The sequence below is a fragment of the Halosolutus amylolyticus genome, from assembly GCF_023566055.1.
In the GTDB taxonomy this organism is placed as follows: domain Archaea; phylum Halobacteriota; class Halobacteria; order Halobacteriales; family Natrialbaceae; genus Halosolutus; species Halosolutus amylolyticus.
This window is the reverse complement of record NZ_JALIQP010000002.1, coordinates 1,122,669-1,145,703: the sequence shown is the minus strand read 5'-3', so window position 1 is coordinate 1,145,703 and position 23,035 is coordinate 1,122,669. Positions and strand designations below refer to the sequence as shown.

The 23,035-nt window shown below is 67.3% G+C and carries 22 protein-coding genes; 13 read left to right on the top strand and 9 right to left on the bottom strand.

The annotated features are described in order from the left end of the window. Positions 1-101: 101 nt before the first annotated feature. From MUN73_RS12100 to MUN73_RS12085, 4 genes are all read left to right on the top strand, one after another. Positions 102-827, top strand: coding sequence for a bacteriorhodopsin (locus MUN73_RS12100; protein ID WP_250140725.1), 726 nt, complete (start codon positions 102-104; stop codon positions 825-827). Between the two features lie 204 nt (positions 828-1,031). Next, the gene (locus MUN73_RS12095) at positions 1,032-1,907 is read left to right on the top strand and encodes a bacteriorhodopsin (RefSeq protein WP_250140724.1); all 876 of its coding nucleotides are present in this window, start codon (positions 1,032-1,034) and stop codon (positions 1,905-1,907) included. 166 nt (positions 1,908-2,073) lie between these two features. Then, positions 2,074-2,856: a lycopene cyclase domain-containing protein gene (locus tag MUN73_RS12090; protein ID WP_250140723.1), complete on the top strand. Its 783-nt coding sequence runs from the start codon at positions 2,074-2,076 to the stop codon at positions 2,854-2,856. Continuing rightward, on the top strand, positions 2,846-3,910 hold the full coding sequence (locus tag MUN73_RS12085; protein ID WP_250140722.1) for a Brp/Blh family beta-carotene 15,15'-dioxygenase: 1,065 nt from the start codon (positions 2,846-2,848) through the stop codon (positions 3,908-3,910). Before MUN73_RS12090 ends, MUN73_RS12085 begins: the two co-directional genes overlap by 11 nt. An 81-nt stretch (positions 3,911-3,991) precedes the next feature. On the opposite strand, the gene MUN73_RS12080 is transcribed toward MUN73_RS12085, so the two are convergent. Continuing rightward, entirely contained in the window at positions 3,992-5,872 is a 1,881-nt protein-coding gene (locus tag MUN73_RS12080; RefSeq protein ID WP_250140721.1) for a PINc/VapC family ATPase, read from the bottom strand. A 153-nt stretch (positions 5,873-6,025) separates the two neighbouring features. Between MUN73_RS12080 and MUN73_RS12075 the strand changes: the two genes are divergently transcribed. Both MUN73_RS12075 and MUN73_RS12070 read left to right on the top strand, forming a co-directional pair. After that, entirely contained in the window at positions 6,026-7,675 is a 1,650-nt protein-coding gene (locus tag MUN73_RS12075; RefSeq protein WP_250140720.1) for a globin-coupled sensor protein, read from the top strand. 121 nt (positions 7,676-7,796) lie between these two features. Then, a complete protein-coding gene (locus tag MUN73_RS12070) occupies positions 7,797-8,891 on the top strand; it encodes a M20 family metallopeptidase (protein ID WP_250140719.1) in 1,095 nt (364 codons plus the stop codon). Between the two features lie 6 nt (positions 8,892-8,897). Here the strand turns inward: MUN73_RS12070 and MUN73_RS12065 are convergent, their stop codons facing one another. After that, the gene (locus MUN73_RS12065) at positions 8,898-9,173 is read right to left on the bottom strand and encodes a zinc ribbon domain-containing protein (RefSeq protein WP_250140718.1); all 276 of its coding nucleotides are present in this window, start codon (positions 9,171-9,173) and stop codon (positions 8,898-8,900) included. A 61-nt stretch (positions 9,174-9,234) separates the two neighbouring features. Further along, on the bottom strand, positions 9,235-9,591 hold the full coding sequence (locus MUN73_RS12060) for a hypothetical protein (protein ID WP_250140717.1): 357 nt from the start codon (positions 9,589-9,591) through the stop codon (positions 9,235-9,237). A 185-nt stretch (positions 9,592-9,776) separates the two neighbouring features. On the opposite strand from MUN73_RS12060, the gene MUN73_RS12055 reads away from it, so the two are divergent. Next, positions 9,777-11,294 carry a carboxypeptidase M32 gene (locus MUN73_RS12055; protein ID WP_250140716.1) on the top strand — a complete coding sequence of 506 codons (1,518 nt, stop codon included), beginning with the start codon at positions 9,777-9,779 and terminating at the stop codon, positions 11,292-11,294. Positions 11,295-11,298: 4 nt separating this feature from the next. Here the strand turns inward: MUN73_RS12055 and MUN73_RS12050 are convergent, their stop codons facing one another. Continuing rightward, positions 11,299-12,453, bottom strand: a complete 1,155-nt coding sequence (locus tag MUN73_RS12050) for a site-2 protease family protein (RefSeq protein WP_250140715.1) — start codon at positions 12,451-12,453, stop codon at positions 11,299-11,301. Between the two features lie 120 nt (positions 12,454-12,573). Here MUN73_RS12050 and MUN73_RS12045 point away from each other — a divergent pair, with 120 nt between their 5' ends. From MUN73_RS12045 to MUN73_RS12030, 4 genes are all read left to right on the top strand, one after another. Then, on the top strand, positions 12,574-13,320 hold the full coding sequence (locus tag MUN73_RS12045; RefSeq protein WP_250140714.1) for an SDR family oxidoreductase: 747 nt from the start codon (positions 12,574-12,576) through the stop codon (positions 13,318-13,320). 121 nt (positions 13,321-13,441) lie between these two features. Then, positions 13,442-14,053: a hypothetical protein gene (locus tag MUN73_RS12040; protein WP_250140713.1), complete on the top strand. Its 612-nt coding sequence runs from the start codon at positions 13,442-13,444 to the stop codon at positions 14,051-14,053. Positions 14,054-14,115: 62 nt separating this feature from the next. Next, positions 14,116-15,093, top strand: a complete 978-nt coding sequence (locus MUN73_RS12035; protein WP_250140712.1) for a cobalamin-binding protein — start codon at positions 14,116-14,118, stop codon at positions 15,091-15,093. Between the two features lie 4 nt (positions 15,094-15,097). Continuing rightward, the gene (locus MUN73_RS12030; protein WP_250140711.1) at positions 15,098-15,538 is read left to right on the top strand and encodes a desampylase; all 441 of its coding nucleotides are present in this window, start codon (positions 15,098-15,100) and stop codon (positions 15,536-15,538) included. Positions 15,539-15,630: 92 nt separating this feature from the next. Here the strand turns inward: MUN73_RS12030 and MUN73_RS12025 are convergent, their stop codons facing one another. The 3 genes from MUN73_RS12025 to MUN73_RS12015 form a co-directional block, all read right to left on the bottom strand. Continuing rightward, a complete protein-coding gene (locus tag MUN73_RS12025) occupies positions 15,631-16,077 on the bottom strand; it encodes a hypothetical protein (RefSeq protein ID WP_250140710.1) in 447 nt (148 codons plus the stop codon). 95 nt (positions 16,078-16,172) lie between these two features. After that, positions 16,173-17,666: an extracellular catalytic domain type 1 short-chain-length polyhydroxyalkanoate depolymerase gene (locus tag MUN73_RS12020; protein WP_250140709.1), complete on the bottom strand. Its 1,494-nt coding sequence runs from the start codon at positions 17,664-17,666 to the stop codon at positions 16,173-16,175. A 129-nt stretch (positions 17,667-17,795) separates the two neighbouring features. Further along, positions 17,796-19,253: a sulfatase family protein gene (locus tag MUN73_RS12015; protein ID WP_250140708.1), complete on the bottom strand. Its 1,458-nt coding sequence runs from the start codon at positions 19,251-19,253 to the stop codon at positions 17,796-17,798. Between the two features lie 139 nt (positions 19,254-19,392). Here MUN73_RS12015 and MUN73_RS12010 point away from each other — a divergent pair, with 139 nt between their 5' ends. After that, complete coding sequence (locus MUN73_RS12010) at positions 19,393-19,593, top strand: hypothetical protein (protein WP_250140707.1); 201 nt, start codon at positions 19,393-19,395, stop codon at positions 19,591-19,593. 168 nt (positions 19,594-19,761) lie between these two features. Here the strand turns inward: MUN73_RS12010 and MUN73_RS12005 are convergent, their stop codons facing one another. Further along, on the bottom strand, positions 19,762-20,295 hold the full coding sequence (locus MUN73_RS12005; protein ID WP_250140706.1) for a TQO small subunit DoxD: 534 nt from the start codon (positions 20,293-20,295) through the stop codon (positions 19,762-19,764). 165 nt (positions 20,296-20,460) lie between these two features. Beyond that, positions 20,461-21,759, bottom strand: coding sequence for a histidine--tRNA ligase (hisS, locus tag MUN73_RS12000; protein ID WP_250140705.1), 1,299 nt, complete (start codon positions 21,757-21,759; stop codon positions 20,461-20,463). 164 nt (positions 21,760-21,923) lie between these two features. Here hisS and MUN73_RS11995 point away from each other — a divergent pair, with 164 nt between their 5' ends. After that, positions 21,924-23,012: a sensor histidine kinase gene (locus tag MUN73_RS11995; RefSeq protein WP_250140704.1), complete on the top strand. Its 1,089-nt coding sequence runs from the start codon at positions 21,924-21,926 to the stop codon at positions 23,010-23,012. Positions 23,013-23,035: the final 23 nt, after the last annotated feature.

The window sequence follows — 23,035 nt, the reverse complement described above, 5'->3', positions numbered from 1 at the left end:
CGGTTTCGGGCTCAGCGTCAGAATTCCGGACATACACGGCCGTCTGGGTGTTATCTCCGTTAGGCTTTATCGGTATATTTTGCGGGCCGCTACGATCGGGTATGACCGCAACAGTCGGTCCAGAATCCCTGTGGCTGTGGATCGGGACGATCGGAATGACCCTCGGAACCCTGTACTTCCTCGGTCGTGGGCGCGGCGTTCGCGACCCGAAGATGCAGGAGTTCTACATCATCACGATCTTCATCACGACGATCGCCGCGGCGATGTACTTCGCGATGGCGACGGGCTTTGGCGTCACCGAAGTCATGGTCGGCGACGAGGCGCTCACGATCTACTGGGCGCGGTACGCCGACTGGCTCTTCACGACGCCGCTGCTGTTGCTCGACCTGGCGCTGCTCGCCGGTGCGAACCGCAACACGATCGCGACGCTGATCGGCCTCGACGTCTTCATGATCGGGACCGGCGCGATCGCGACGTTCTCGGCGACCCCCGGTACCCGGATCGCGTGGTGGGCTATCAGCACCGGCGCCCTGCTCGCCCTGCTGTACGTCCTCGTCGGGACCCTCTCGAAGAACGCGCGCGACCAGTCTCCGGAGGTCGCGTCGCTGTTCGGTACCCTTCGCAACCTGGTCATCGTGCTGTGGCTGCTGTACCCAGTGGTCTGGATCCTCGGCACCGAAGGGACGTTCGGCATCCTCCCGCTGTACTGGGAGACGGCCGCGTTCATGGTGCTCGACCTCTCGGCGAAGGTCGGCTTCGGGGTGGTCCTGCTCCGGAGCCGCTCCGTCCTGGAGCGGGCCGTCACACCGACGGCTGCGCCGGCCTGATACGGAACGACCGGGTCGCGCCGCTCGGTTCCGAGCCGACCCGCGATCGATTTCGTCCGGCGAGTCGAACGCGAGTGACCGACGGGTAGCGCCCGCGACCGGCGCAACAGTCCGCACCGGACGCCGTTTCGGTCACCGTTCGTGAGTATCCGGATCACCACGGACACTCGTTTATGTGTCGCGAAAGTGAAGAGATCCCCGTCCATGCAGCCACCGATCGACCTCGGTTTTCGCGCCTGCAGCGCCGTCCTGCAAACCGGTGTGACGGATCAGGAACTGTTCGAGTACGTCTTCGGAGGCGACAACACCCTGCTCGCGCTGTCGTTCGTCGTCAACATCGCCCTCGCCGGACTCACGATCCTCGGGATCGCCTATCTCGGACGAAACCTCTCCGATCCGCGACCGAAGGCGATCGCGACCGCGCTGATGCTGATCTCGGTCGTCTCGATCTCGAGTTACACCGGGCTCACGTCGGGGCTGACGCTGGGCGTCGTCGAGATGCCGGCGGGCCACCCGGCGGCGGGTGCGACGACGGCCGGCCAGGACGGCGTCCTGGTGATGTGGGGCCGGTACCTCACGTGGACCTTCTCCACGCCGTTCATTCTGATCGTACTCGGGATGATCGCCGGGTCGAACTGGACGAAGATCCTCACGACCTGTGCGTTTACGATCGCGATGTGCGTCACCGGCCTGGCGGCCGCCCTGACGACGTCTTCGCTGGTGCTTCGCTGGTGGTGGTTCGTGCTGTCGTCGACCTTCTTCCTGGTGATCGTGTACGTCATCCTCGTCGACTGGACTGCCGAAGCCGAGCGGACGGGAACGACGGACCTGTTCCGGACGCTCAAACTCCTCACCGTCGTCGGCTGGTTCGGTTACCCGATCCTCTGGGCGCTCGGCGTCGAAGGGATCGCGATCCTGGACGTCGCGACCACCTCGTGGGGCTACAGCGTCCTCGACATCATCACGAAGTACATCGTGACGTTCCTCGCCATGTTCTACGTCATCGACGAACCGGAGTCGATCACCGGCGGCGCGGACTACAGTGCCTCCCTTCCCCGGGTCGAGCCATCGGACGACTGACCGAACCGGGACCGCTTCGGCCCGGCGCTCGCGTCGGCACCGACGCGTCGCCTCGCGCCCCGATCAGGCCTAACCAGTTCGGATTCGGGGTTTTGCCGGTGCGGGCTCTAGTCAGATCACGGAGGTCCGCTCCTGCGGAGAACCGGCGTCACACGCCGACACGCTCATGACCGTTTCACTCACGTACTTCGGTGTTCACCTGGTGTTCGTCCTTCCGCCGCTTCTGGTTCTGGGCTGGCTCGCGCGCCGTCGCGACCGTGCCTGGTGGGGCGCTCGACCGCTCTCCGGACTCGGAATCATGATTGGTCTCGCCGTCGTCTACACGACGCCGTTGACGAATCTCCTGATCCCCGAGGGCGTCTGGTGGTACGGCGACGGTGCCGTCGTCGCGACCGTCTGGCACACGCCGATCGAGGAGTACCTCTTCTTCGTCCTCCAGCCGATACTGACCGCGTTCTGGCTGTTTCAGGTGCCGGCGACCGCCGATCGGTCGCTGGCGATCCCCCTCGCACATCGGCTGGTCGGCATCGCGGGCGGCCTCTCGATCGCCGGCGTCGGTTGGCTGTTGACCGGTGACACCTCGACGTACTACCTCGGGTGGCTGATGCTCTGGGCCGGTCCGATCCTCGCCGTCCAGTGGGGGTTCGGCCTCACGTACCTCTGGACCGTCCGCCGTCCGCTAGCGGTCGCCATCGCCATCCCGACGATCTACCTCTGGATCGTCGATCGCATCGCGATCGGACTCGGCGTCTGGGTCATCTCCGACGCGCACACGATCGGGTACGCGCCGCTGGGACTTCCGATCGAGGAGGCGCTGTTCTTTCTCGTGACCAACGCGTTCATCGTTCAGGGACTCGTCATGTACGTGTGGCTGCTCGATCGGATGCACGAACTCCCGTCCCTCGACGGGGTGACGAACCGACTGGCCGCGTCTTCCGATGAGCGGTGATACGGTCCCTCACAGCGGTGGTCTGCGAGCGGGTGCCGCCGGCCGCCGACGGGCGGCTCGCCTGAGCCTCGGCTTCGGTCTGCTTTCGGTCGTCGTCGCCATCTCGATCACGGCTCTCGCCGGCTCGCCGCCGCTTGCCTACCAGTACGTTCCGCTGGCGCTCAGCGTCGTCGTCCTCGGGCTTCCTCACGGGGCCGTCGACCACCTCGTGTTGCCGCGGGCTCGAGGTGACCCCGTCACCCTCCGTTCGCTCGCGTTCGTCGGCCTTCTCTACCTGCTGGTCGGCACCGCCTACGCCGTCGTCTGGTTTCTCGCCCCCGTCGCCGCCTTCGTCCTGTTCATCCTCGTCACGCTCGTCCACTGGGGCCAGGGCGACGCCTACGCTCTGCTCGCGCTCGTCCGCGTCGACCATCTCGGGACGCGGGCCAGCCGACTGCTCGCCCTCGTCGTCCGGGGCGGACTTCCGATGCTCGTCCCGCTGATCGCGTTCCCGGCCCAGTACGCCTTCGTCGCCGAGACGCTCGTCGGACTGTTCGATCCGGATGCGGCGGCCGCGCTCGAACCGGTCTTCTCCCCGCCGGCGCGGGCGGCCGTCGCGATCGGCTTCGGTGCGCTGGTCGCGCTCGCGTTGCTCCTCGGCTTCGTCCGGTCGGGACCGGACGGCCGCGGGCCGTGGCTGGTCGACCTGACCGAGACCCTCGGCCTCGTCGCGTACTTCGCGATCGTGCCGCCGATCCTCGCGATCGGCCTCTACTTCTGTTTCTGGCACTCACTGCGGCACATCCTTCGAACGATGCTCGTCGACCCCGTCGCCGCTACGGCGCTCGATCGGGGGGCGATCGGCGCCGCCTCTCGTCGCTTCGCCCGCGATGCGGCGCCACTGACCGCGGGCGGGTTGCTCGTGCTCGTCGGTATCGGGCTCGCCGTCCCGCGAACACCCGCAACCGTCCCCGACGTCATCGCGCTCTATCTGGTGACGATCGCCGTGCTGACGCTCCCACACGTCGTCGTCGTCACGGTACTCGATCGCGAACAGCGAGTCTGGTCGCCGTAGCCTACGTCAAAAACCGCTCGCTCCTCGAAAAATCTGCACCAAAAAGCCGCTCGATCGGCTCACTCGCTCGCGGTACCGTTCTCAGGAGGGCACGACCGTGATCGGCTCCGTCCGATCGATCGCCTGCTCCAGTTCGTCCGCGATCGCGCTCCCTCTCGAGACCTGAATTTCGCCGCCGCGGCTCACCGTCGCGGTGAAGAGGTAGTCGCCGCCGGCCTGGACCTCGACGGTCTCGCCGTGGTTGCCGTCGACGGGGATGACGATGTGGCGGGAGGTGATTTCGGGCTGGACCATCTGGCCGGCCTGGCCCCCACCGCCACCACGTCCGCCGCTCGCGCCGCCGCCAGCACCGCCGGCGCCCGCGCCGTAGTTCGGGTTCTCGTCGTGGGTGCGGACGTCGATGTCGATCCCCAGCCGGTTCTCGATGTCGGTGATCCGACCGCCGCCCTTGCCGATCACGCTCGAGATGTCGTCCTCCTCGACGTAGACGACGGCCGTGTCCTGGCTTGTGAGCTGGACGTCGACGTAGCCCCGCGCGACCGATCGGATCTCGCGTTCGATCTCCTGTTTGGCGATGCGGTCGACGCCGGACTCCGTGCCGGGGCCGCCTTCCTCGTCCGTGAGCGGGACGGTGACGACCTGGCGGTTGAACGTGTAGATCTCGTACTCGGGTTCGCCGGTCTGGAAGTCCGTGACGAGGATGACGGGCCGGGCGAGGTCCTCCTCGGTGAGCCCCGCGGGGACCTTGACCTCGGTCTTGACGTCGTACACCTTCGCGATCTCGCCGGTCTCGACGTAGACGACGGTGTCGACGATCTGGGGGATCATCCCCAGTTCCACGCGGCCGATGAGGCGCTGGAGGGCGTCGATCGGCCGGGTCGCGTGGACGACGCCGATCATACCCACGCCCGCCAGACGCATGTCCGCGAAGACCTCGAAGTCGTTGGTCTTGCGGACCTCGTCGTAGATCGTGTAGTCGGGCCGGACCATCAGCAGGGCGTCGGCCGTCTTCTCCATCTCGCCGCCCAGTTCGGTGTACTGGGTGATCTCGGGGCCGACCTGCAGGTCGCGCGGTTTCTCCATCGTCTTGACCGCGTACTCGTGGTCGTTGAGGTAGCGCGCCACCGCCTGGGCGAGCGTCGACTTCCCGGCGCCGGGCGACCCGGAGATGAGGACGCCGCGCTGGCGCTCGAGGAGTCGCTCCTTGAGTTCGTCGGCGTGCTCGTAGTCCTCGAGGTCGGTCTGGGCGATCGGCCGCACCGCGGTGATCTCGATGCCGTCTGAAAAGGGCGGGCGGCCGATCGCGATCCGGTAGTCCCGGAACTGGACGATCTTCATTCCGGGTTCGGAGAGTTCGATGAAGCCGCCGGCAGCTTCCTTGGCGCTGTCGACGACCTCGCGGGCCCACTCGTCCATCTGATCCTCGTCGGTCGGCTCGTCGGCGATTTTCTCGTACCGCATCTCGCCGAGTTCGCCCCGCTTGGCCATCGGGACGGTGTCCGTCTTGAGGTGGACGCTCATCGTCTGGTCGTCGAAGAACTCTTCGACGGCGATCGTCCCCACTTTCCGGGTCTCGGGCGAGACGTGCTCGACGTCGAGGCCCTTCGCCCGGGCGACCTCGGCCTGGACGACGTCGCTGGTGATGAACGTGGCCTCGAGATCCTCGGCGATATCGCGGATGAGCGCGTCGATCTCGCCCTCGGAGGCGTGGCCGCGCTCGATCGCGCTGGGTCGCTCGCCGACGTACTCGATGTCGACGACGCCATCGTCGGCCAGGTCGGCGAGCCGCTGGAGCTCTTCGAGGCCGTCCCAGCCGGTCTCGATCCCGTCGTTTGCCTGCGCTTCGAGTTCCGCGACGACGGCTTCCGGCACCGAAATCGTCGCTCCCTCGAACTGCCCGTCTTCGATCGTCGCCGAGACGCGGCCGTCGATGACCACGCTCGTGTCCGGCACGACGTGCATACTCGAACTCGGGCACGTACGCCCATAAGGGTGTTCCACCGGCACAGCGCGCGATCGATCGACGATCGACTCGACCGGTATCGATTTTCGTGACGTTCCAGCGTCGCGGGAAGTCACGCTGGCCCTTAAAGTCCGGGCCGAACACGTTCTCGCATGAACCCTGCGGAGTCGTTCGGTCGCGGTGGACTGAACCCGTATCTCGACGTCGACGATCTCGTCGACGACATCGGGCTCGACGAGGACGAGATCGCCTGGCGAAAGGACTTTATCGGTTTCGACGGTGCCGACGAGCGGCGGCTGTCGGACCTCGAACCGCTGTTGCGAGCGAACCGGGAGCAGATCGCCGACGACTTCTACGACAACCTCCTGGCGTACGAGGGGACCCGCGAGGTCATCGATCGATCGCCGAAGGGAGTCGAGGCCCTGAAACGGACGCAGCAGGCCTACCTCGTCTCGCTCGCGACCGGTGACTACGACCGGGCGTACTTCAAAAATCGGGCCCGGATCGGCAAACTCCACGAACTGCTCGATATGCCGCTGAAACACTACGTCGGGCAGTACGGCGTCTACTACGACCTCATCATGTCGCGGCTCAACGAGCGCGTCCAGGACCAGGTCGTCGACGCCATCGAGGAGTGGGCCGAGGAACGCGACGCCGAGCGAGACGACGGCGGGTTCGGCCGCCTCGCCGGCGCGCTCGGTCTCGGCGGCGACGACGGCGAGGACGACGGCCTCGACGACTCCTTCGAGGAGACGGTCCGGTCGGCGATCGACGACGGGATGATGGACGTCCTCTCGCTGTTGCGGATCATCAACCTCGACCTGCAGGTCGCGACCGATACGTACGTCGACTCCTACGCCCAGCGACTCGAGGACGCGATCGAGCGTCGCGAACGGCTGGCCCGCGAGGTCGAGGCCGACGTCCAGAAGCCGATCGACGAACTGCACGAGGCGAGCGCGGTCGTCGCACGGCGCGCCGAGGCGATCAGCACGCACGCGGCGAGTCAGGCCGACTCGATCGATCGGGCGGCGACCGACGTCGGCGAGGTGAGCGCGGCCGTCGAGGAGGTCGCGAGCGTCGCCGACGAGGTCCACGACGAGAGCCAGCGTACCGAATCCCTCGCCGCCGACGGGGTCGACGCGGCCGACGAGGCGCTCGCGGAACTCGAGGCGATCGAAACGGCCGTCGACGACGTCTCGACGGCGGTGTCGTCGCTCGAGGAGCGCACCGACGAGATCGACGAGGTCGTCGATCGGCTGGACGACCTCGCCAGGCGAACGACGCTCCTGGCGAAAAACGCGATGATCGAGGCGTCCCGTGGCTCGGGCGGGTCCGAGGCGACCGGCGCGCTCGAGGTCATCGCGAACGAGGTCGGCTCGTTCGCCGAGCAGACCCAGTCCGACCTCAAGGCGATCGAATCGGCCGTCGAATCCGTCAGGGCCGACGCCGCGGCAACGATCGAGACGACAGACGAGACGGTCGAGCGGGTCGACGCCGGCACGGAGCGGATTCGCGACACGGTCGACTCGCTCGAGGCGATTCACGAGTCGGCCCGGTCGACCGCGGCCGGCATGGACGACGTGGCGGCGGCGACGGACCAGCAGGCACACAGTATCGAGTCGATCGCCGACTCGATCGACGACCTCTCGGAGGCCGCCGATCGGGTCGCCGAGGCGGCCGAGTCGGTCGCCGCGGCCAGCCAGGAACAGACCGCCAGCCTGCGGGACGTCGGCGAGAGCGTCGATCGGCTGACGAGCGACGGCGAGCCCGATCGAACGCCGATGTACGAGCAGGTACAGTGAGCCGATCGTCGGCCGGGCGTGCGACAGTGCTCCGGTGGTGTCCGTCCGCCGGAAGCGCCCGCCGGCCGCGTGTCCCGGTGGCGCCGGTGCCCTCAACTCCCTGGCCGCCGAAGACGCCGGCATGACGATCGTCGATCTGACGCGCGACCTCGTCGCGATCCCGAGCCACGAGGACGAGACGGCCGCTGGCGATCACATCGAGGACTGGCTCCGCCGCGAAACCGACGCCGAGGTCCGGCGCGACGAGGTCGGCAACGTGATCGCTCGCACGGGACGCGGCGAAGAGACGCTGGCGCTGGTCGGCCACCACGACGTCGTCGCGCCGGGGGACTCGCAGGTGACGGATAACGGCGGCGAGAGTACCGACCCCGCGTACGTCGTCGAGGAACGCGACGACAGGCTCTACGGCCGCGGCGCGGCGGACATGAAGGGGGCCGTTGCGGCTGCGATGATCGCCTTCGAGGCGGCCGACCCAGCCGGCGAACTCGTCTTCGCGAGTTTCGTCGGCGAGGAGGTCGGCGGCGTCGGCGCGCGCCACGCGATCGAACGGGGGTTCGCGCCCGACTACGCGATCGTCGGCGAAGGGTCGACGGGCTACTCCGCACCGGGCGTGACCGACGTCGCGGTCGCACACAAGGGCCGTCGGGGAAGCACGATCACGGCGAGCGGCGAGTCGGCCCACGCGAGCGAGGCCGAGGCCGGCGAGAACGCGATCTATCGCGCGACGGACGCCGTGGACCTGGTTCGCGAACTCGAACCCCCGTCGATCGAGGTCGCCGGCGAGACGCTCGCGGGAAGCGTCGTCGTCACCGAAATCGAAGGCGGATCCGGCTGGAACGTCGTCCCCGATCGCTGTGCGATCACGGTCGACGAACGTACGGTACCGGGCGAGCGAGCGCCGATCGACCGGGTCGAAGCGATTCCGGGCGTCGAATGGACCGTCGACCAGGACCTGCCGCCGATGCGGTGCGAGGACGAGGCGTTCGCCGAGACGGTTCGCGACGCGGCCGACGCGGCCCAGTCCGGTACACCGGAACTCGTGACGAAACCGCACGCGACGGACGCCGGCTGGCTCGCCCAGGCCGGGACCCAGCCCGTCGTCTGCGGGCCGTCGGAACCCGGCGAGGCCCACACCGACGACGAGAGCGTCTCGATCGACGTCCTCGAGCGCTGTACCGAGATCTACCGGCGGGCGGCCGAGGGCTGGCTCCGGTAATCGTTCTCAGCCGGAGCCCGATCCGTCGGCCTCACTCGCGTCGTCCGGCGCTGTGCCACCGTCGTCGATGGTGTCGCCGCTAGCTTCGCTGTCCCCGGTCTCGCGTGTGCTCGATTCGCGTTGCGCCACGTTCTCGCTTCCACACTGCGGGCACTCCGCCTGTTCCGTGTAGAACCGCTCCCCGCAGTCTCTGCAGGCGTACGGCGCGTCCTCGGCTGCGGCCCGTTTCGCTTCTTCGGTGAACTGGCCGACCTTCCGCCCGAGGTCCTCGAAGAATCCCATATCCGGTGACTTGTCCGTCGAGACGGTTAACGGTGCGTGTCGGAAATCGCGGTGAAGCCGGTCAGACGCCGGGGACCCCGACCGCTTCGAACCCGGTGACGCCGATCGCGGCGAGGGCGTAGAGGACGATCAGGACGGTGACCCACGCGACGAGGCCGATCATCGCGGCGGCGGTCCACTCGCCCGGATACCGGAAATTGATCACGGCGACGTACGCGAGCAGGGCGAGCAACGGCCCCAGTAGCGGGATCCAGCCGACGACGAAGCCGACGACCGCCCAGACGATCGCCCCGATCAGGGCGGTGACGATGGCGTGATCGTAGTCGCCGGCGCCGACGATCACTCGCGCGCCGATGTAGATGCCGAGCGCGCCGATGAGCAGGCTGACGAAGAAGACGACGATCGATGCAACTACCATGTACGGGAACTCGTCAGTGCGAGCGAACAGTTCACGGCTTGCACGTTCTATGCGCATTTCACGATCGCTCGATCCACCGGTCAGGAGGTCCACAGGATACCTGCTCGACGATCGATCTGTGCCGTCACGGCAGCGTGGGAGAGAGACCACGACGTTAAAATCGCTGCCGCGGCAAGTACGTCTCGATGGCGACAGATCAGTCCCCACAGGAGACGGATGGCACGTACGAACAGTTCGAAGAGCGAGTCACTCGCATCTCGAACGTCGGCAACGCCGCCGGCATCCTGCAGTGGGACCAGGAGGTCGTGATGCCCGACGAGGGGACGCCCGCCCGGGCACAGCAACTCTCGACGCTGTCCTCGCTCAGCCACGACCTCCTGACCGCCGAGGAGACGGGGGACCTGCTCGACGAACTGGAGGGGAGCGACCTCTCCGAGGAGCAGACCGCGGTCGTCCGCGAGGTCCGCCGACAGTACGATCGCGAGACGAGCGTCCCCGGCGAACTCGTCGCGGAGATCTCCGAGACGACCGCGAACGCCCACCCCAAGTGGAAGGCGGCCAAGGAGAACGACGACTTCGAGGCGTTCGCGCCGACCCTCGAGAAACTGGTCGAACTCAAGCGCGAGTACGCCGAGCACATCGATCCCGACGCCGACCCCTACGCCGTGCTCTTCGCCGAGTACGAGCCGTACCTCGACCTCGAGACGGCCGAACGGGTGCTCGAGCGCCTTCGGGACGAACTCGTCCCGCTGATCGACTCGATCGACGACAGCGACGCGGCCCTGGCGACCGACGCCTTCGCCGGTGCGTTCGAGGACGACGATCAGGAAGCCCTCGCGCGCGACGTGCTCGACTCGCTCGGCTACGACTGGGATCGCGGCCGCCTCGACACCGCGCCGCACCCGTTCTCCTCGGGCACCCAGTTCGACGCCCGCGTGACGACCCGCTTCGAGGAGGACGACCTGCTCGGGTCGATCACCTCCACGATCCACGAGTTCGGCCACGCCAACTACACGCTCGGCCTCCCCGACGAGGGCTACGGCACCCCGCTCGGCGAGGCCCGCGACCTCTCGGTCCACGAATCCCAGTCGCGACTCTGGGAGAACCACGTCGGCCGATCGCGCCCCTTCTGGGAGCACTTCCTGCCGATCGCGCGCGAGCGCTTCCCCTCACTCGAGGACGTCTCCCCCGAGGAGGCCTACGAGGCCGCGAACCAGGTCTACGACGACAACCTCATCCGCGTCGAGGCGGACGAACTCACCTATCACCTCCACATCGTGATCCGGTTCGAGATCGAGCGCGCGCTCATCTCGGGCGACCTCGACGTCGAGGACGTGCCGAAGGTCTGGAACGACAAGTACGAGGAGTACCTCGGCGTCCGCCCCGACACCGACGCCGAAGGCTGTCTGCAGGACATTCACTGGTCCCACGGCTCGTTCGGGTACTTCCCGACGTACTCGCTTGGCTCCGTGCTCGCGGCACAACTGTACGCCGCGGCCGAAGACGAACTGGGTGACCTCGACGACGACATCCGCGAGGGCGAGTTCGACGACCTCAACGGCTGGCTCCGCGAGAACGTCCACCAGCACGGCAAGCAGTACACCACGCCCGACCTGATCGAGCGGGCGACCGGCGAGGAATTCACCGCCGATCACTTCCTCGAGTACGTCGACGAAAAGTACGGCGAGCTGTACGACCTCTAATTCGTCACATCGGTACCCGCTCGAACGGCCCGGGCGCACCGAGTTCTCGACGGAGCTGCATAACGTCGCCGAGGTCGCGGCGCGAGACGGTGCCGATCGGTTCGTCTTCCTCGACGACCACGACCAGGGGCGCCCGGCCCATCGACACCAGGACGTCGAAGGCGGGCGTGTCAGGCTCGACGGTCGTCACGTCAGCGGTCGCGATCTCGCGGACCGTCGTCGTCCCGAACGCCGCGCGGTCGACCCGGCCCACGTCCGACAGCGTCACGAAGCCGACGACGTCGCCGTCGTCGACGACGACGTACTCGCTGCGTCGCTCCTGGAACATCGTGCTCGCGAACTCGTCGACCGTCGCATCCGCGGGAATCGATCGGACCGGCGCGTCCATCACGTCAGTCGCGGTCACGTCCGCGAGGAGTTCGTCGAGCACGACCGTCCGGGACTCGGTGGTCGCCGCGCCGTAGATGAACAGCGCGACGAGCACGAGGACGGGGTTCCAGCCGAGGATGCCGACGACGGCGAACAGCAGCGCGAAGATCGTCCCGATGCGGGCGGCGATCTGGGTCGCCCGGGCGTACGATCGGTTCCGGGGCCGGGAGAGCAGCGCCCGCAGGACGCGGCCGCCGTCCATCGGGAACGCCGGGACCATGTTGAAGATCGCGAGGATGACGTTGATCACCGCCAGCCAGCCGACGACGAAGACGACGATCGGCAGCCCACCCGGGACGACCTGCAGGAGGCCGGCGAAGCCGACGCCGACCAGGACGCTCGTGATCGGCCCCGCGACGGCGATCCAGAACTCGCGGTTCCACTCCCTGGGGATCGACTCGAGGGCGGCCAGGCCGCCGAAGATCCAGAGTGTGATCGACTCCGTCCCGATGTCGTACCGGCGGGCCGCGTAGGCGTGGCCGAGTTCGTGGGCCGCGACGCTGACGAACAGCCCGACCGCGCCCGTGACGCCGATCAGCCACGGGGTCGCGCCTTCCTCCAGCGGCGCCGGATCGAGGGTCGCCGGCGAGAACCCGTCGATGATCGAGGCGTAGATCCCGATTTGGCCACTCGCGGCGATCAGCCAGACGAGTACCGGCAGGAACACCAGCAGCGAGACGTTGATCCGGATCGGAATTCCCCAGATCGTCGTCAGGTGAAAATTTCGCATATAAATCACAGCGAGGGACGGCGGCTACTTCAGTGTCGGGTTCGCGGCGGGTTCGCCGACGCGACTGCCGGCGAGGCGACGAAACACCGACGTTCCTGGGCCACACACAGTGGAGTGACCATGACAGCCGAAGGCCAACTCGACGACCGGGTAGCGATCGTCACGGGTGCGAGCGCTGGTATCGGTGCGGCGACGTGTCGCGCGCTCGCGGCCGAGGGGGCGAGCGTCGTCCTCGCGTCCCGCAGCGAGGACCGACTCGCGGACCTCGCGGACGAGATCGAGACGACCCACGGCGTGGAGACGCTGGTCGTCCCGACGAACGTCCGCGACGAGGACGACGTCGACGACCTGATCGACGAGACCGTCGCGACGTTCGGCGGGATCGACGTGCTGGTGAACAACGCCGGCCTCTCCCGCGGGAGCGACGTCGCCGATCTGACGACCGAGGAGTACGAGACGATGCAGGAGACCAACGTCGACGGCGTCTTCTACGCGACGCGGGCGGCCATCCCTCACGTTCGCGAACGCGGGGGTCACCTGCTCTTCGTCGGGAGTTTCGCCGGTCAGTACCCGCGATCGTTCAATCCCGTCTACGCCGCCTCGAAGTGGTGGGTCCGGGGCTTCGCCAAGAGCGTCGCCGCGCAGGTCGGCGACGACGGCGTCGGCGTCACGGTCGTCAATCCGTCCGAGGTTCGGACGGAGTTCGAGACGACGGACGGGACGACGTTCGCAGAGGTCTTCGACCCCGACGAGGCGACCGAACCCGAGGAAATCGCCGACGCGATCGTCTTCGCCGCCTCGCGAGAGGGGGCGAGCGTGAGCGAACTCGACCTCTACCGGCGCGACAAGTTCGTCGACACGTTCTGAGGGAACCCGATCGGTTCCCTCGGTGCGTCTTCGATCCTGTCGGTGTCCGACGACGCCCGTATAAAACGAGGCTGAACATGCCGACTGTGGACTCACCCGCGGGGAGTGCGACTGGTCGCGTATGCGACTCTCCATACCGGGTTTCGACGGCCTGTACTTCGACACCGACGCGGAATCGCCCGCCGTGAACATCGCCCTAACCGCTGCGGGACGGCGTGCGCCGAAACCGCAGGGCTACGCGGTCCAGTTGCTCCCGTACCTCTGGTCGTTCGACCTCGACCTGCGGGAGGTACCGACCGACCATCCGGTCCAGTACCTCCACCCCGAAGGGGCCCGGAGTCTCGGCGAACTGTCGGCCGATCGGACCGTCCGCCAGGCCGGATCTGAACTCGAGTCCGTCCTGCGGTTCGTCTGGGCGGTCAACCAGGAGGTCGAGTCGGCGACGAATCAACTGGTCGGCCGCGACCCGGACCGCGACGGCGTCGTCATCGAGATCGACGAGGGCCGCGTCACGGCCGACGGCGAGGAACTCGGGACCGACGCGTTCGACGTCGGCGAATCCGCGTCCGGACCGGGCTCCGACGCCGGTGTCGGCTCACGATCGGTGACCGAGATCGACATCGCGGACGGAGCGCCCGATGCGGAGTCGGACGCCGACGAGTTCGCAATCGACGACGAACCGGACGCCGAGGGGAGCGACGAGGACGACTCCGGCCCGGCGGACGACTTCTGACGCCTGCCCCGTGGATCGCCCGCGAAGCCGCTCTTTTTGATCTCGCCGTCCCTACTACCGATATGCGAATCGTCACGACGCTCCCCTCTGCGACCGAACTCGTTGCCGCGCTCGGTATCGAACCCGTCGGCGTCTCTCACGAGTGTGATTACCCGCCGGGCGTCGAATCGCTCCCCTCGGTTACCCGATCGCGGATCAGCGAGGCGCGACGCGCCTCGAGCGGCGAGATCGATCGGCAGGTGCTCGACACCGCCGAAACCGAGGGCGGCATCTACGACGTCGACGTCGAGACGCTCGAGGACCTCGATCCGGACCTGATCGTCACGCAGGGCATGTGCGACGTCTGTGCGGTCGACGAGGCTGTCGTCGCCGACGCGGTAGCGGAACTCGACGCCGATCCAGAGGTCCTCACGACCGACCCGCACAGCGTCGCGGACGTCCTCGACGACCTCGATCGGCTCGGCCGGGTGACCGGCCGCGAAGCGCACGCCCGGGAGGCCAGACTGGACCTCGAGGCCCGGATCGACACCGTCCGGGAGCGGACGGCCGATCTCGACGACGACGATCGCCCGCGGGTGGCGATCTTCGACTGGACCGACCCCGTCATGATCGCGGGCCACTGGACGGCCGAACTCGTCGACTGGGCCGGCGGCGAGTACGGCCTCGCCGACGCGGGCGAGCGCTCCCGCCCGCGGGAGTGGACGGAGATCCGCGAGTACGATCCAGAACTCGTGATCGTCGCACCCTGCGGGTTCGGGCTGGACCAGATCGCCGCGAACTGGACCGATCTCACCGATCGCGAGGGCTGGGACGATCTCGCTGCTGTGCAGACCGATCGGGTCTGGGCGCTCGACGGCCACCACTACCTCAACCGGCCCGGCCCGCGGCTCGTGGACACGCTCGAGGCGATCGCGGGGATCGTCCATCCCGATCGGTTCGACGCCCCGGACCGGAACGTCGCGGTCCCGTTCGACGACCTCGCGTCGATCGAGACGGGCGACGCCGACACCGCCGGCGACTCGCGAGCGGAGGTCGACTGATCCCGTGCTCGTCCTCCCGTCGTCGGTTCGCGACGCGATCGTCGAGCGCGCACGCGAGGGCCACCCGGCGGAAATCTGTGGGGTTCTCGGCGGCGAGTACGATCCCGACGGCCGGAGCCGCGTTCGATCGCAGTACCCCGCCGAAAACGTCGCCGAGCAACCGCGGACGCGCTACCGGATCGACCCCGAAGAACAACTCGTGATCTTCGAGCGCCTGGAGGATCGGGGCGAGGAAATCGTCGGCTTCTACCACTCCCACCCTCGCGGCCCGCCGCGGCCGAGCGCGACCGACGAAGCGCGGGCGACGTGGCCCGATCGATCGTACGTGATCGTCTCGCTGGAGCCGTTCGAGATCGGGTCGTGGCGCTGGCGAGCGGATCGGAGCGACGATCGGACCGACCGGGACGACGATCGGTTCGAGCGCGAACGAGTCGTCACCGAGTGATACGGATTGCTGTACCGATATACCAGCGCAACCGCGACCCGTCTGCGGTTGCGCCGGAACTGACGGACAGCAGTCCGTAGGAGCGGCCGATCTCAGGCCCCGTCCGTTCCGTTCTCGAGTTCGGCGGCCGTCTCTCGCGCGTCGGCCGCCTCCTCGCGGAACGCCTCGATCGTCCGGCTCAGTTCCTTCCCGGCGCGGTATTTGAAGTCGTCGGGCATCATCCCGTACTCGATGTCGAGCGTGAGCATCGCGTCGCAGTCCTCGACGATCTCGGGTGCCCAGCTTCCCTGTGCCAGTTTCGACTCCTCCGTGACGATCGCCTCGCCGTCCTCGACGTCGATGAACGCCGTCACGGTGTTCCAGATATTCGGGTTGCTCGTACTCGCCTCGTCGAACAGCCTCTCGAGTCGCGACTCCCTGACCGGGTCGTCCCGCAGTTCCACGACGAGCTCCTCGAGCGCGTCGGCGATCGCCTCGTCTTCGCGCGCCCGTTCCCGAAGGTCGTCGGGATCCGCCTCGTCGTCCGTCGCTCCCGTCATCGATACCCCTCCGTTTCGCGCACGTCGACGATCATACCCGGTGGTAGCCGTTTCGGAACCGTAAACGTACGCTTCCGCGCCCGGCGTCGACGGGACTATCCGTCGCAGGACTCGACCAGTTCGAAGTAGCCGGGCGAGGTCTCCTTCAGTCGAGACGTTTCGAAGACGTTGTAGAGGCCCATGTTCTCGTCGGAGCCCTCCGCGTAGGCGTACGAGCCGTCGGTCCAGGCCCGGCCAGCGTCGACGTGCGAGTAGTTGTCGTCCGTCCCGCAGTAGCCGTCGAACCCGTCCTCGATCACGTCGAGCGTGACGGTATCGGTGGCGGTCGCGCCATCGGTGCCGGTAATACGCAACTCGACGGTTCGCGTTCCCGTCGAATCGTAGCTGTGAGTGACGGTCTCACCGGTGGCCGCCGTTCCGTCGTCGAAGTCCCACTCGTAGCTCTCGATCGCACCGTCGGGATGGCTCGAGTTCGAGGCGTCGAAGGTGATCGATTCGCCCGGGGCAGCCGGATTCGGGTCGGCCGACGCCTCTGCAACCGGGTCGTCGTCGCCGGGGTCCGTGGCCCCGTTCGAAAAGAACGCCCACATCTCGCGCGAGGCGTCCGGTCCGTCGGGGTCGGTGTACGAGCCAGCGGAGTCCCCGCCGGCCCAGGCGTGTCCCAGGCCGTCGACCTCCCAGTACTCGACGAGACTCCGGCCATCCGGATCGTGGAACTCGGAGACCGCGGCGCACTTCGGCGCCGAACAGTCGGTGTACGTCTCGTCGGGGTCGTAGTCGATCGCATCGTCGTCCGCGTCGTTGTACGCGAGATCGTTGGTCTGCGTCGCCTGTTCGGCTGCCTGCTCGCCGTTGCACGGATAGACCGTGGTGTCGTCGGTGCCGTGAAAGACGATCGTCGGGACCGCGTCCGTGATCCCGAACTCCTCCATTCTGTCGTACGCCCGGGTACCCGCCTCCTGGGGATCTTTGGCGGTGCACTGGGTCATCGCCAGCAGGCCGCTGTTCTCGTCTTCGACGGCGTCGTACTCGAGTCCCGAGTGAACGCCGGCGGCCGAGAACACGTCGGCGTACTCGACCACCAGATTGGGAACCATCGCTCCGCCTGCCGACAGTCCGGCGGCGTAGACCTCGCCGTCGTCGATATTGTGCTCCGACTTCACCTCGTCGACCATTCCCGCGATGATCGCGGCTTCGCCCCGTCCCCAGGTCGTGTTCCGGTCGTTGAACCACTGCCAGCAGTCGTTGTAGTGGCGGCCCGACGACTGTTCGGGGTAGAGTACGACGAACTCGTTCTCGTCGGCAACCTCGTTCATCCCGGTCCCGGCCGCGAAGTCGTCGGCGTCCTGGGTACAGCCGTGTAGCATCACGACCAGCGGGACGGCGTCGCTTCCGTCCACGGCGCCGGGAACGTACTTGGTGTACTCGAGGCCGCCGTGTTCGTGTCGCGTGTAGGAGCCGTCGGCGGCCGCGGATCCGGTGGTGGCGCCGAGGGCCGCTGCGCCGACGGTCGCTTTGCCGGCCGCCCCGAGGACCGTCCGTCGATTCACGTTCGTCCCGGATACGCCGTCGCCGTTATCGGCAGTCATTCTCTCTCACGACACTTGATACCTCACGTCAGTAGATTACATCAACTGTTAACATATCAATCCGAAGGGGGCTCACATCAATCGGCTCGAGACCCGCGCTCCTCGTACAGCGGATGCCGACGACCGAGATCAGGTCCCCTCCGGCGCGTCCGCGAGAACGTCCGGAACCCACTCCCGATTCGGATCGTCCGTCTCGTACATCCACTCGACCAGTCGCTTTCGCATCGCCGATCGCGCGTCGGCGTACTCGGGGTGGTCGATCAGGTTCTGCAGTTCGGCGGGGTCGCGATCGAGGTCGTACAGTTCGTCGATATCCGGGCCGTTGTAGACGTACTTGTATCGATCGGTGCGGACCATCCGCTGGGTGTAGAGACCGAACTCCTCGCCGTGGTACTGGGCGAACGTCGAGTCGGGCCAGTCGTCCGGATCGTCGCCCTCGAGAAACGGGACGAGGCTCCGGGCGTGGAACGAATCCGGAATCGAGACGCCGGCCATCTCGAGGATCGTCGGCGCGAGGTCGTGCAGGTGGACGGGGAACTCGCAGACCGATCCCGGCTCGGTGACTCCCGGCCAGCGCACCTGCAGCGGGATACGGTAGGTGTCGTCGTACATCAGCGGCCCCTTGTTGAACTGGCGGTGGCCCCCGACGAAGTCGCCGTGATCCGAGGTGTGGATCACCGCTGTGTCGTCGGCCAGTCCGTACGCTTCGAGCGCGTCGAGGATCCGCTCGAGTTGCTCGTCGATCAGCGTCACGAACCCCCAGTACTTCGCGAGCACCTCGGCCCAGGTGTCCCAGTCGAACCCCCTGACGCCGCGGTAGTCGACGAAGTTCTCGTGGACCTGTGGCTTCCCGTCGAACGTTTCGAGATAGCTGTCCGGGGGGTCGATCTCGCCGGGATCGTACATCGAGGCGTAGGGCTCGGGGATCACGTAGGGATGATGCGGGCCGTAGAAGTCCGCCCGGTGGAAGAACGGCCCGTCTCGATCGCCGGTCGCGTGGGCCTCGATCGTGTCGATCGTCCGCTCGGCGAGGAAGTACGCCCGGGTGTCCGCGACGTCGATCGGCGCCTTCGCGGCGACGAAGGTGCCCTCGCCGCCACCGGTGTAGACCGCCTCCTCGAACTCCACCTCGTCCATCGGGGTCCCGCGCTCCTCGCGGTACTCGCGAAACGCGTCGTCGATGTCGTCGTGGTGGACGTCGCTCCCGCCGAGGTAGGCAAAGCCGAAGTCCTCGGGGGTCTGATCGTGGCCGACGTGCCACTTGCCCGTGTACGTGAGTTCGTAGCCGCTGTCGCCCGTCGCGAGCGCCTCCGAAAAGGTCGGGACGCCGTCGGGCAGATTTGCCCGGATCGCGTCCGCCTCGTGGCTGTTGTTGAGCATCCCGTGCCCGTGCGGGAACTGGCCGGTCAGCAACGATGCACGGGCGCTCGTACAGATGCTGATCGGCGTGCACGCGCGTTCGAATCGCATCCCCTCGCTCGCGAGTCGATCGATCGTCGGGGTCTCGACCGGCGGCCCGTCGGGGGCACTGCAGTCGTAGCGCTCCTGGTCGGTGAGGACGAGCAGGACGTTCGGCGTGTCGACCATCGGCCGTCGTACACCGGCCTCCTAGTTAATGCTGGGGCCGTCGAGGCCCGGACAACGCTGGGGCCGTCGGGGCCGCTGAATAAATACGCGCGACATGTGAACCGGGGCATTCAGTCCGACCGATCCCGACGTTTCGGTCGTGCCGACCGCGTACTGCACCGAGTGTGACTGGCAGCGAGAAGCGAGCGAGGACGAGATCACCGCCCTCGGACGGGCGATGATCGACCACCACGTCGAGACCGGCCACGGGCCGATCGAGCGGCGTGACGTGATCGACCGCGTCACGACCGGCGATCGACTCGATTCGAGGTCTGGGGCCGTCGATCGGTCCTGCCGGTAACGGAGATGCGAGAATCGATCGGGTTCGCACCCGAGAGAAACGGTCGGTTGCTATCGAACGGCGAGCGGACGGGTTCCGATCGCCGGGCACAGTGGTCGAATCTCGGACAGCCGGGAGAGCGTCACTGGTGGCGGTTCGAGTGGTCGGCCGGGCGTTGCCCCCGCGGCATCAGCCGAGGAGGTACCGGAGCCACGGCCGCCGTTGCACGAACTCGAGTTGTTCGAGGTAGGCGTCGACGCCGAGGATGCGGCCCGCGGCGAAGACGCCGATGATCACGAACAACATGAGACCCAGCAGGTCCCCGTTGACGTAGCCGTGCGCCCAGTCGGCGTTGCCCAGGTAGAACAACGTCATCAGGACGCCGCCGAAGAAGGCGGCGAGGCGCACGAGCGCCCCCAGGATGAGCCCCAGGCCGATTAGGAACTCGCCGAGGGGGATCATCACGTTGGTGAACTCGAGCAGCCAGGGCGTCGTCGCGACGATCTCGAACAGGCCGGCGATCGGCGTCTCCGCGTGCATCAGGTAGCCGGCCGCGTCGAACGGCTCACCTGCGACGAACGCGAACTTCGTCCACCCTGCGTGGAGGAACCAGTACCCGACGATCAGTCGGATACCGACCATCACGTAGCCGGCGACCGAGTCGGCGTATTCGAACTCCTGCTGCCTCCCGAGCCACTGTACGGTTGCTTGATTGGTTGCCATTGGTCGTCACCTCACAGATGAGAGTTGACTCTCTCGGGGGTTAATACCGGTATATTGCTCCCATTCGGCAGGAACAGGCCCGTTTCTCCCACGCGATAAAGGGTCTTTAATACCGACGGGTCAGGCGCGGTCGCGAGGCGGCGAGACGGGAGGTGTGGACGGCGATCAGGCGAAGTCCTCGTAGGTCGGCCGATCCCGATCGCCGGGGAACTCGTCGATTGGGACCTGGAACTGGTCGCCCGACTCCATGTCCTTGATCGTCACCTCGTCGTTCGCGAGGTCCTGCTCGCCGACGATGACGACCGTCCCGGCGTTGATCGAGTCGGCGTAGTCCAGCTGTGCGCCGAACGATCGGCCCGCGACGTCGGTCTCGACGACGTGGCCGCGATCCCGCAGGTCCCGGGTGATCCGGGCGGCCTCCGATCGGGTGTCGCCGACCTGGAGGACGTAGTACTCGGTCACCAGTTCCTCGTCGGGCCAGACGCCCGCCCGCTGCAGGAGCAGTGACAGCGGTGCGAGCCCCGGTGCGACGCCGACGGCGGGCGTCGGCTGGCCGCCGAACCCCTCGATGAGGTCGTCGTAGCGGCCGCCGCCGAAGATCGACCGGGAGACCTCGCCAGTCGAATCGAAACACTCGAAGACGACGCCGGTGTAGTAGTCCAGTCCGCGGGCCGTCTCGAGCGAGATAGTGCAGTGCTCGCGCGCGCCGAAGTCCTCGGCGGCCGCGAGGACGTTCTGGAGGTTCTCGACGGCGGCAGTGACGCGATCGGTGTCGGCGAATTCCTCGACCGCGTCGAGGTCGCCGCTCGCGATGAGGTCGTCGAACTCGGCGGCCTGATCGTACGTGAGGCCGGCCTCGACGAGCAGGTCGTGGTACTCGGCCTGCGAGATCTTCTCGGACTTGTCGACGGCCCGAATCGCCTCCGTGACGTCCACGTCGGCGTCGTACGTCTCGAGGACGCCCCCGAGGATGTCCCGGTGGGAGATGCGGAACTCGAAGTGCTCCTCGGTGAGACCGAGGTTGGTCAGGGCGTCGGCCGCCCACGCGAGGATTTCGGCGTCGGCCTCGGGTTCGGACGAGCCGAAGATGTCGACGTTCGTCTGGTAGAACTCGCGCTGGCGACCCTGCTGGACCTGCTCGTAGCGCCAGAACGGCCGCGTCGAGAACCACTTGATCGGCTTCGACAGTTCCTGCTGTTTTGCGACGACCATCCGCGCCACCGTCGGCGTGAGTTCCGGCGTCAGCGTCACGTGGCGGCCGCCCTGGTCCTCGAACGCGTACAGTTCGTCGACGATGTCCTCGCCGCTCTTGTCGGTCCACATCTCGGCCCGTTCGAGCGCCGGGGTCCCGATCTCGCGGAAGCCGTACCTGCTGGCGGTCTCCTCCAGCGTATCGATGGTCGCCCGCCGCGCGCCCATCTCGCCGGGATAGAAGTCTCGAAAGCCCTTGATCCGGTCGTACATGACAGGGCGTTCGCCGACGGCGAACTTCTATCCTTCCTTCCGCCGGTCCGATTCCACCCGATCCGTCACCGCCGTTTGATTCGTCGGTCGCGCACGTTGGTTCGATGGTCCCCCGATCGATATTCTCCCGTACCTTGATAGGAACGTGGCTGCTGACGTTCACTGTGCAACCCCTGGGAGACGAGGACTGGGTCACCGATGTCGGCGAACAGGTGCCCGTGTCGCCGCTGTCGGCACTCGGGCTCTTTCTCGCGGCCGTCATCGGTGCCCGCATCGCCGGCGAGGCCTTCAGCACCCAGGCCCTTCTCGAGAGTGTCGTCCCCCTGCTGGCCGCCTCGGCCGTCGTCTTCGCCGATCGGACACTGGTGGCGGGGGACGTCTCGCTCCGGGATCGACTTACCGTCTTCGCCTACGGTGCCGGGGGCTTTCTCGCGGGGACGTTCGTGACGTCGCTCCACCTCTACGTGCTGTATCTCGACGGCACCGGCGCGCTCAAACCGCTGTATCTCATGTTGATGGGCGGCACGGTCGGCGTCGCGGCGGGAACGATCGCCGGCATCTACGAGATCCGCCAGCGGGCCGCGGTCCGGGAGGCGCGCCGCCAGAGCGAACGGTTAGAGGAGTTCGCGAGCGTCGTCAGCCACGACCTCCGGAACCCGCTCGGGGTAGCCCGCGGCCGACTCGACGCCGCCTTCGAGACGGGCGAGGCCGAACACCTCAAAGCGGTCGACGGCGCGCTCGACCGGATGGACGAACTGATCGAGGAGTCGCTCTCGGTCGCCCGCAACGGCACGCAGGTCGAGGACCCCTACGACGTGCCGCTGGTCGAACTCGCGGGCGAGGCGTGGACGGCGACCGAAACGCACGACGCGACCCTCGAAACGGAGGGGAACCACACGCTGGAGGTCGATCCACAACGCGCGAAGCAGCTGTTCGAGAACTGCTTCCGGAACAGTGTCGAACACGGTTCGACAAGCAGTCAGCGCGATTCCCGCGCTGACGACGCGATCGACCACGGCGGCGAGGACGTCCACATCCGGGTCGGACCCTGCCCGGGCGGCTTCTTCGTCGCGGATGACGGACCCGGCATCCCCGAGGACGAACGCGAGAACGTGCTCGAACGCGGGTACTCGACCGCCGAAGACGGCTCCGGACTCGGACTGGCGATCGTCCGGGCGATCGCCGACGCCCACGGCTGGGACGTGACGATCACCGAGAGCGAGGCCGGCGGTGCCCGGTTCGAGTTCACCTAGTCCGCCGGCAACGTGACTGCGGT

Coding starts and splice junctions, on each gene's coding strand:
- MUN73_RS12100 (WP_250140725.1), top strand. CDS start 102: ATGACCGCAACAGTCGGTCCAGAATCCCTGTGGCTGTGGATCGGGACG.
- MUN73_RS12095 (WP_250140724.1), top strand. CDS start 1,032: ATGCAGCCACCGATCGACCTCGGTTTTCGCGCCTGCAGCGCCGTCCTG.
- MUN73_RS12090 (WP_250140723.1), top strand. CDS start 2,074: ATGACCGTTTCACTCACGTACTTCGGTGTTCACCTGGTGTTCGTCCTT.
- MUN73_RS12085 (WP_250140722.1), top strand. CDS start 2,846: ATGAGCGGTGATACGGTCCCTCACAGCGGTGGTCTGCGAGCGGGTGCC.
- MUN73_RS12080 (WP_250140721.1), bottom strand. CDS start 5,872: ATGCACGTCGTGCCGGACACGAGCGTGGTCATCGACGGCCGCGTCTCG.
- MUN73_RS12075 (WP_250140720.1), top strand. CDS start 6,026: ATGAACCCTGCGGAGTCGTTCGGTCGCGGTGGACTGAACCCGTATCTC.
- MUN73_RS12070 (WP_250140719.1), top strand. CDS start 7,797: ATGACGATCGTCGATCTGACGCGCGACCTCGTCGCGATCCCGAGCCAC.
- MUN73_RS12065 (WP_250140718.1), bottom strand. CDS start 9,173: ATGGGATTCTTCGAGGACCTCGGGCGGAAGGTCGGCCAGTTCACCGAA.
- MUN73_RS12060 (WP_250140717.1), bottom strand. CDS start 9,591: ATGGTAGTTGCATCGATCGTCGTCTTCTTCGTCAGCCTGCTCATCGGC.
- MUN73_RS12055 (WP_250140716.1), top strand. CDS start 9,777: ATGGCGACAGATCAGTCCCCACAGGAGACGGATGGCACGTACGAACAG.
- MUN73_RS12050 (WP_250140715.1), bottom strand. CDS start 12,453: ATGCGAAATTTTCACCTGACGACGATCTGGGGAATTCCGATCCGGATC.
- MUN73_RS12045 (WP_250140714.1), top strand. CDS start 12,574: ATGACAGCCGAAGGCCAACTCGACGACCGGGTAGCGATCGTCACGGGT.
- MUN73_RS12040 (WP_250140713.1), top strand. CDS start 13,442: ATGCGACTCTCCATACCGGGTTTCGACGGCCTGTACTTCGACACCGAC.
- MUN73_RS12035 (WP_250140712.1), top strand. CDS start 14,116: ATGCGAATCGTCACGACGCTCCCCTCTGCGACCGAACTCGTTGCCGCG.
- MUN73_RS12025 (WP_250140710.1), bottom strand. CDS start 16,077: ATGACGGGAGCGACGGACGACGAGGCGGATCCCGACGACCTTCGGGAA.
- MUN73_RS12020 (WP_250140709.1), bottom strand. CDS start 17,666: ATGACTGCCGATAACGGCGACGGCGTATCCGGGACGAACGTGAATCGA.
- MUN73_RS12015 (WP_250140708.1), bottom strand. CDS start 19,253: ATGGTCGACACGCCGAACGTCCTGCTCGTCCTCACCGACCAGGAGCGC.
- MUN73_RS12005 (WP_250140706.1), bottom strand. CDS start 20,295: ATGGCAACCAATCAAGCAACCGTACAGTGGCTCGGGAGGCAGCAGGAG.
- hisS (WP_250140705.1), bottom strand. CDS start 21,759: ATGTACGACCGGATCAAGGGCTTTCGAGACTTCTATCCCGGCGAGATG.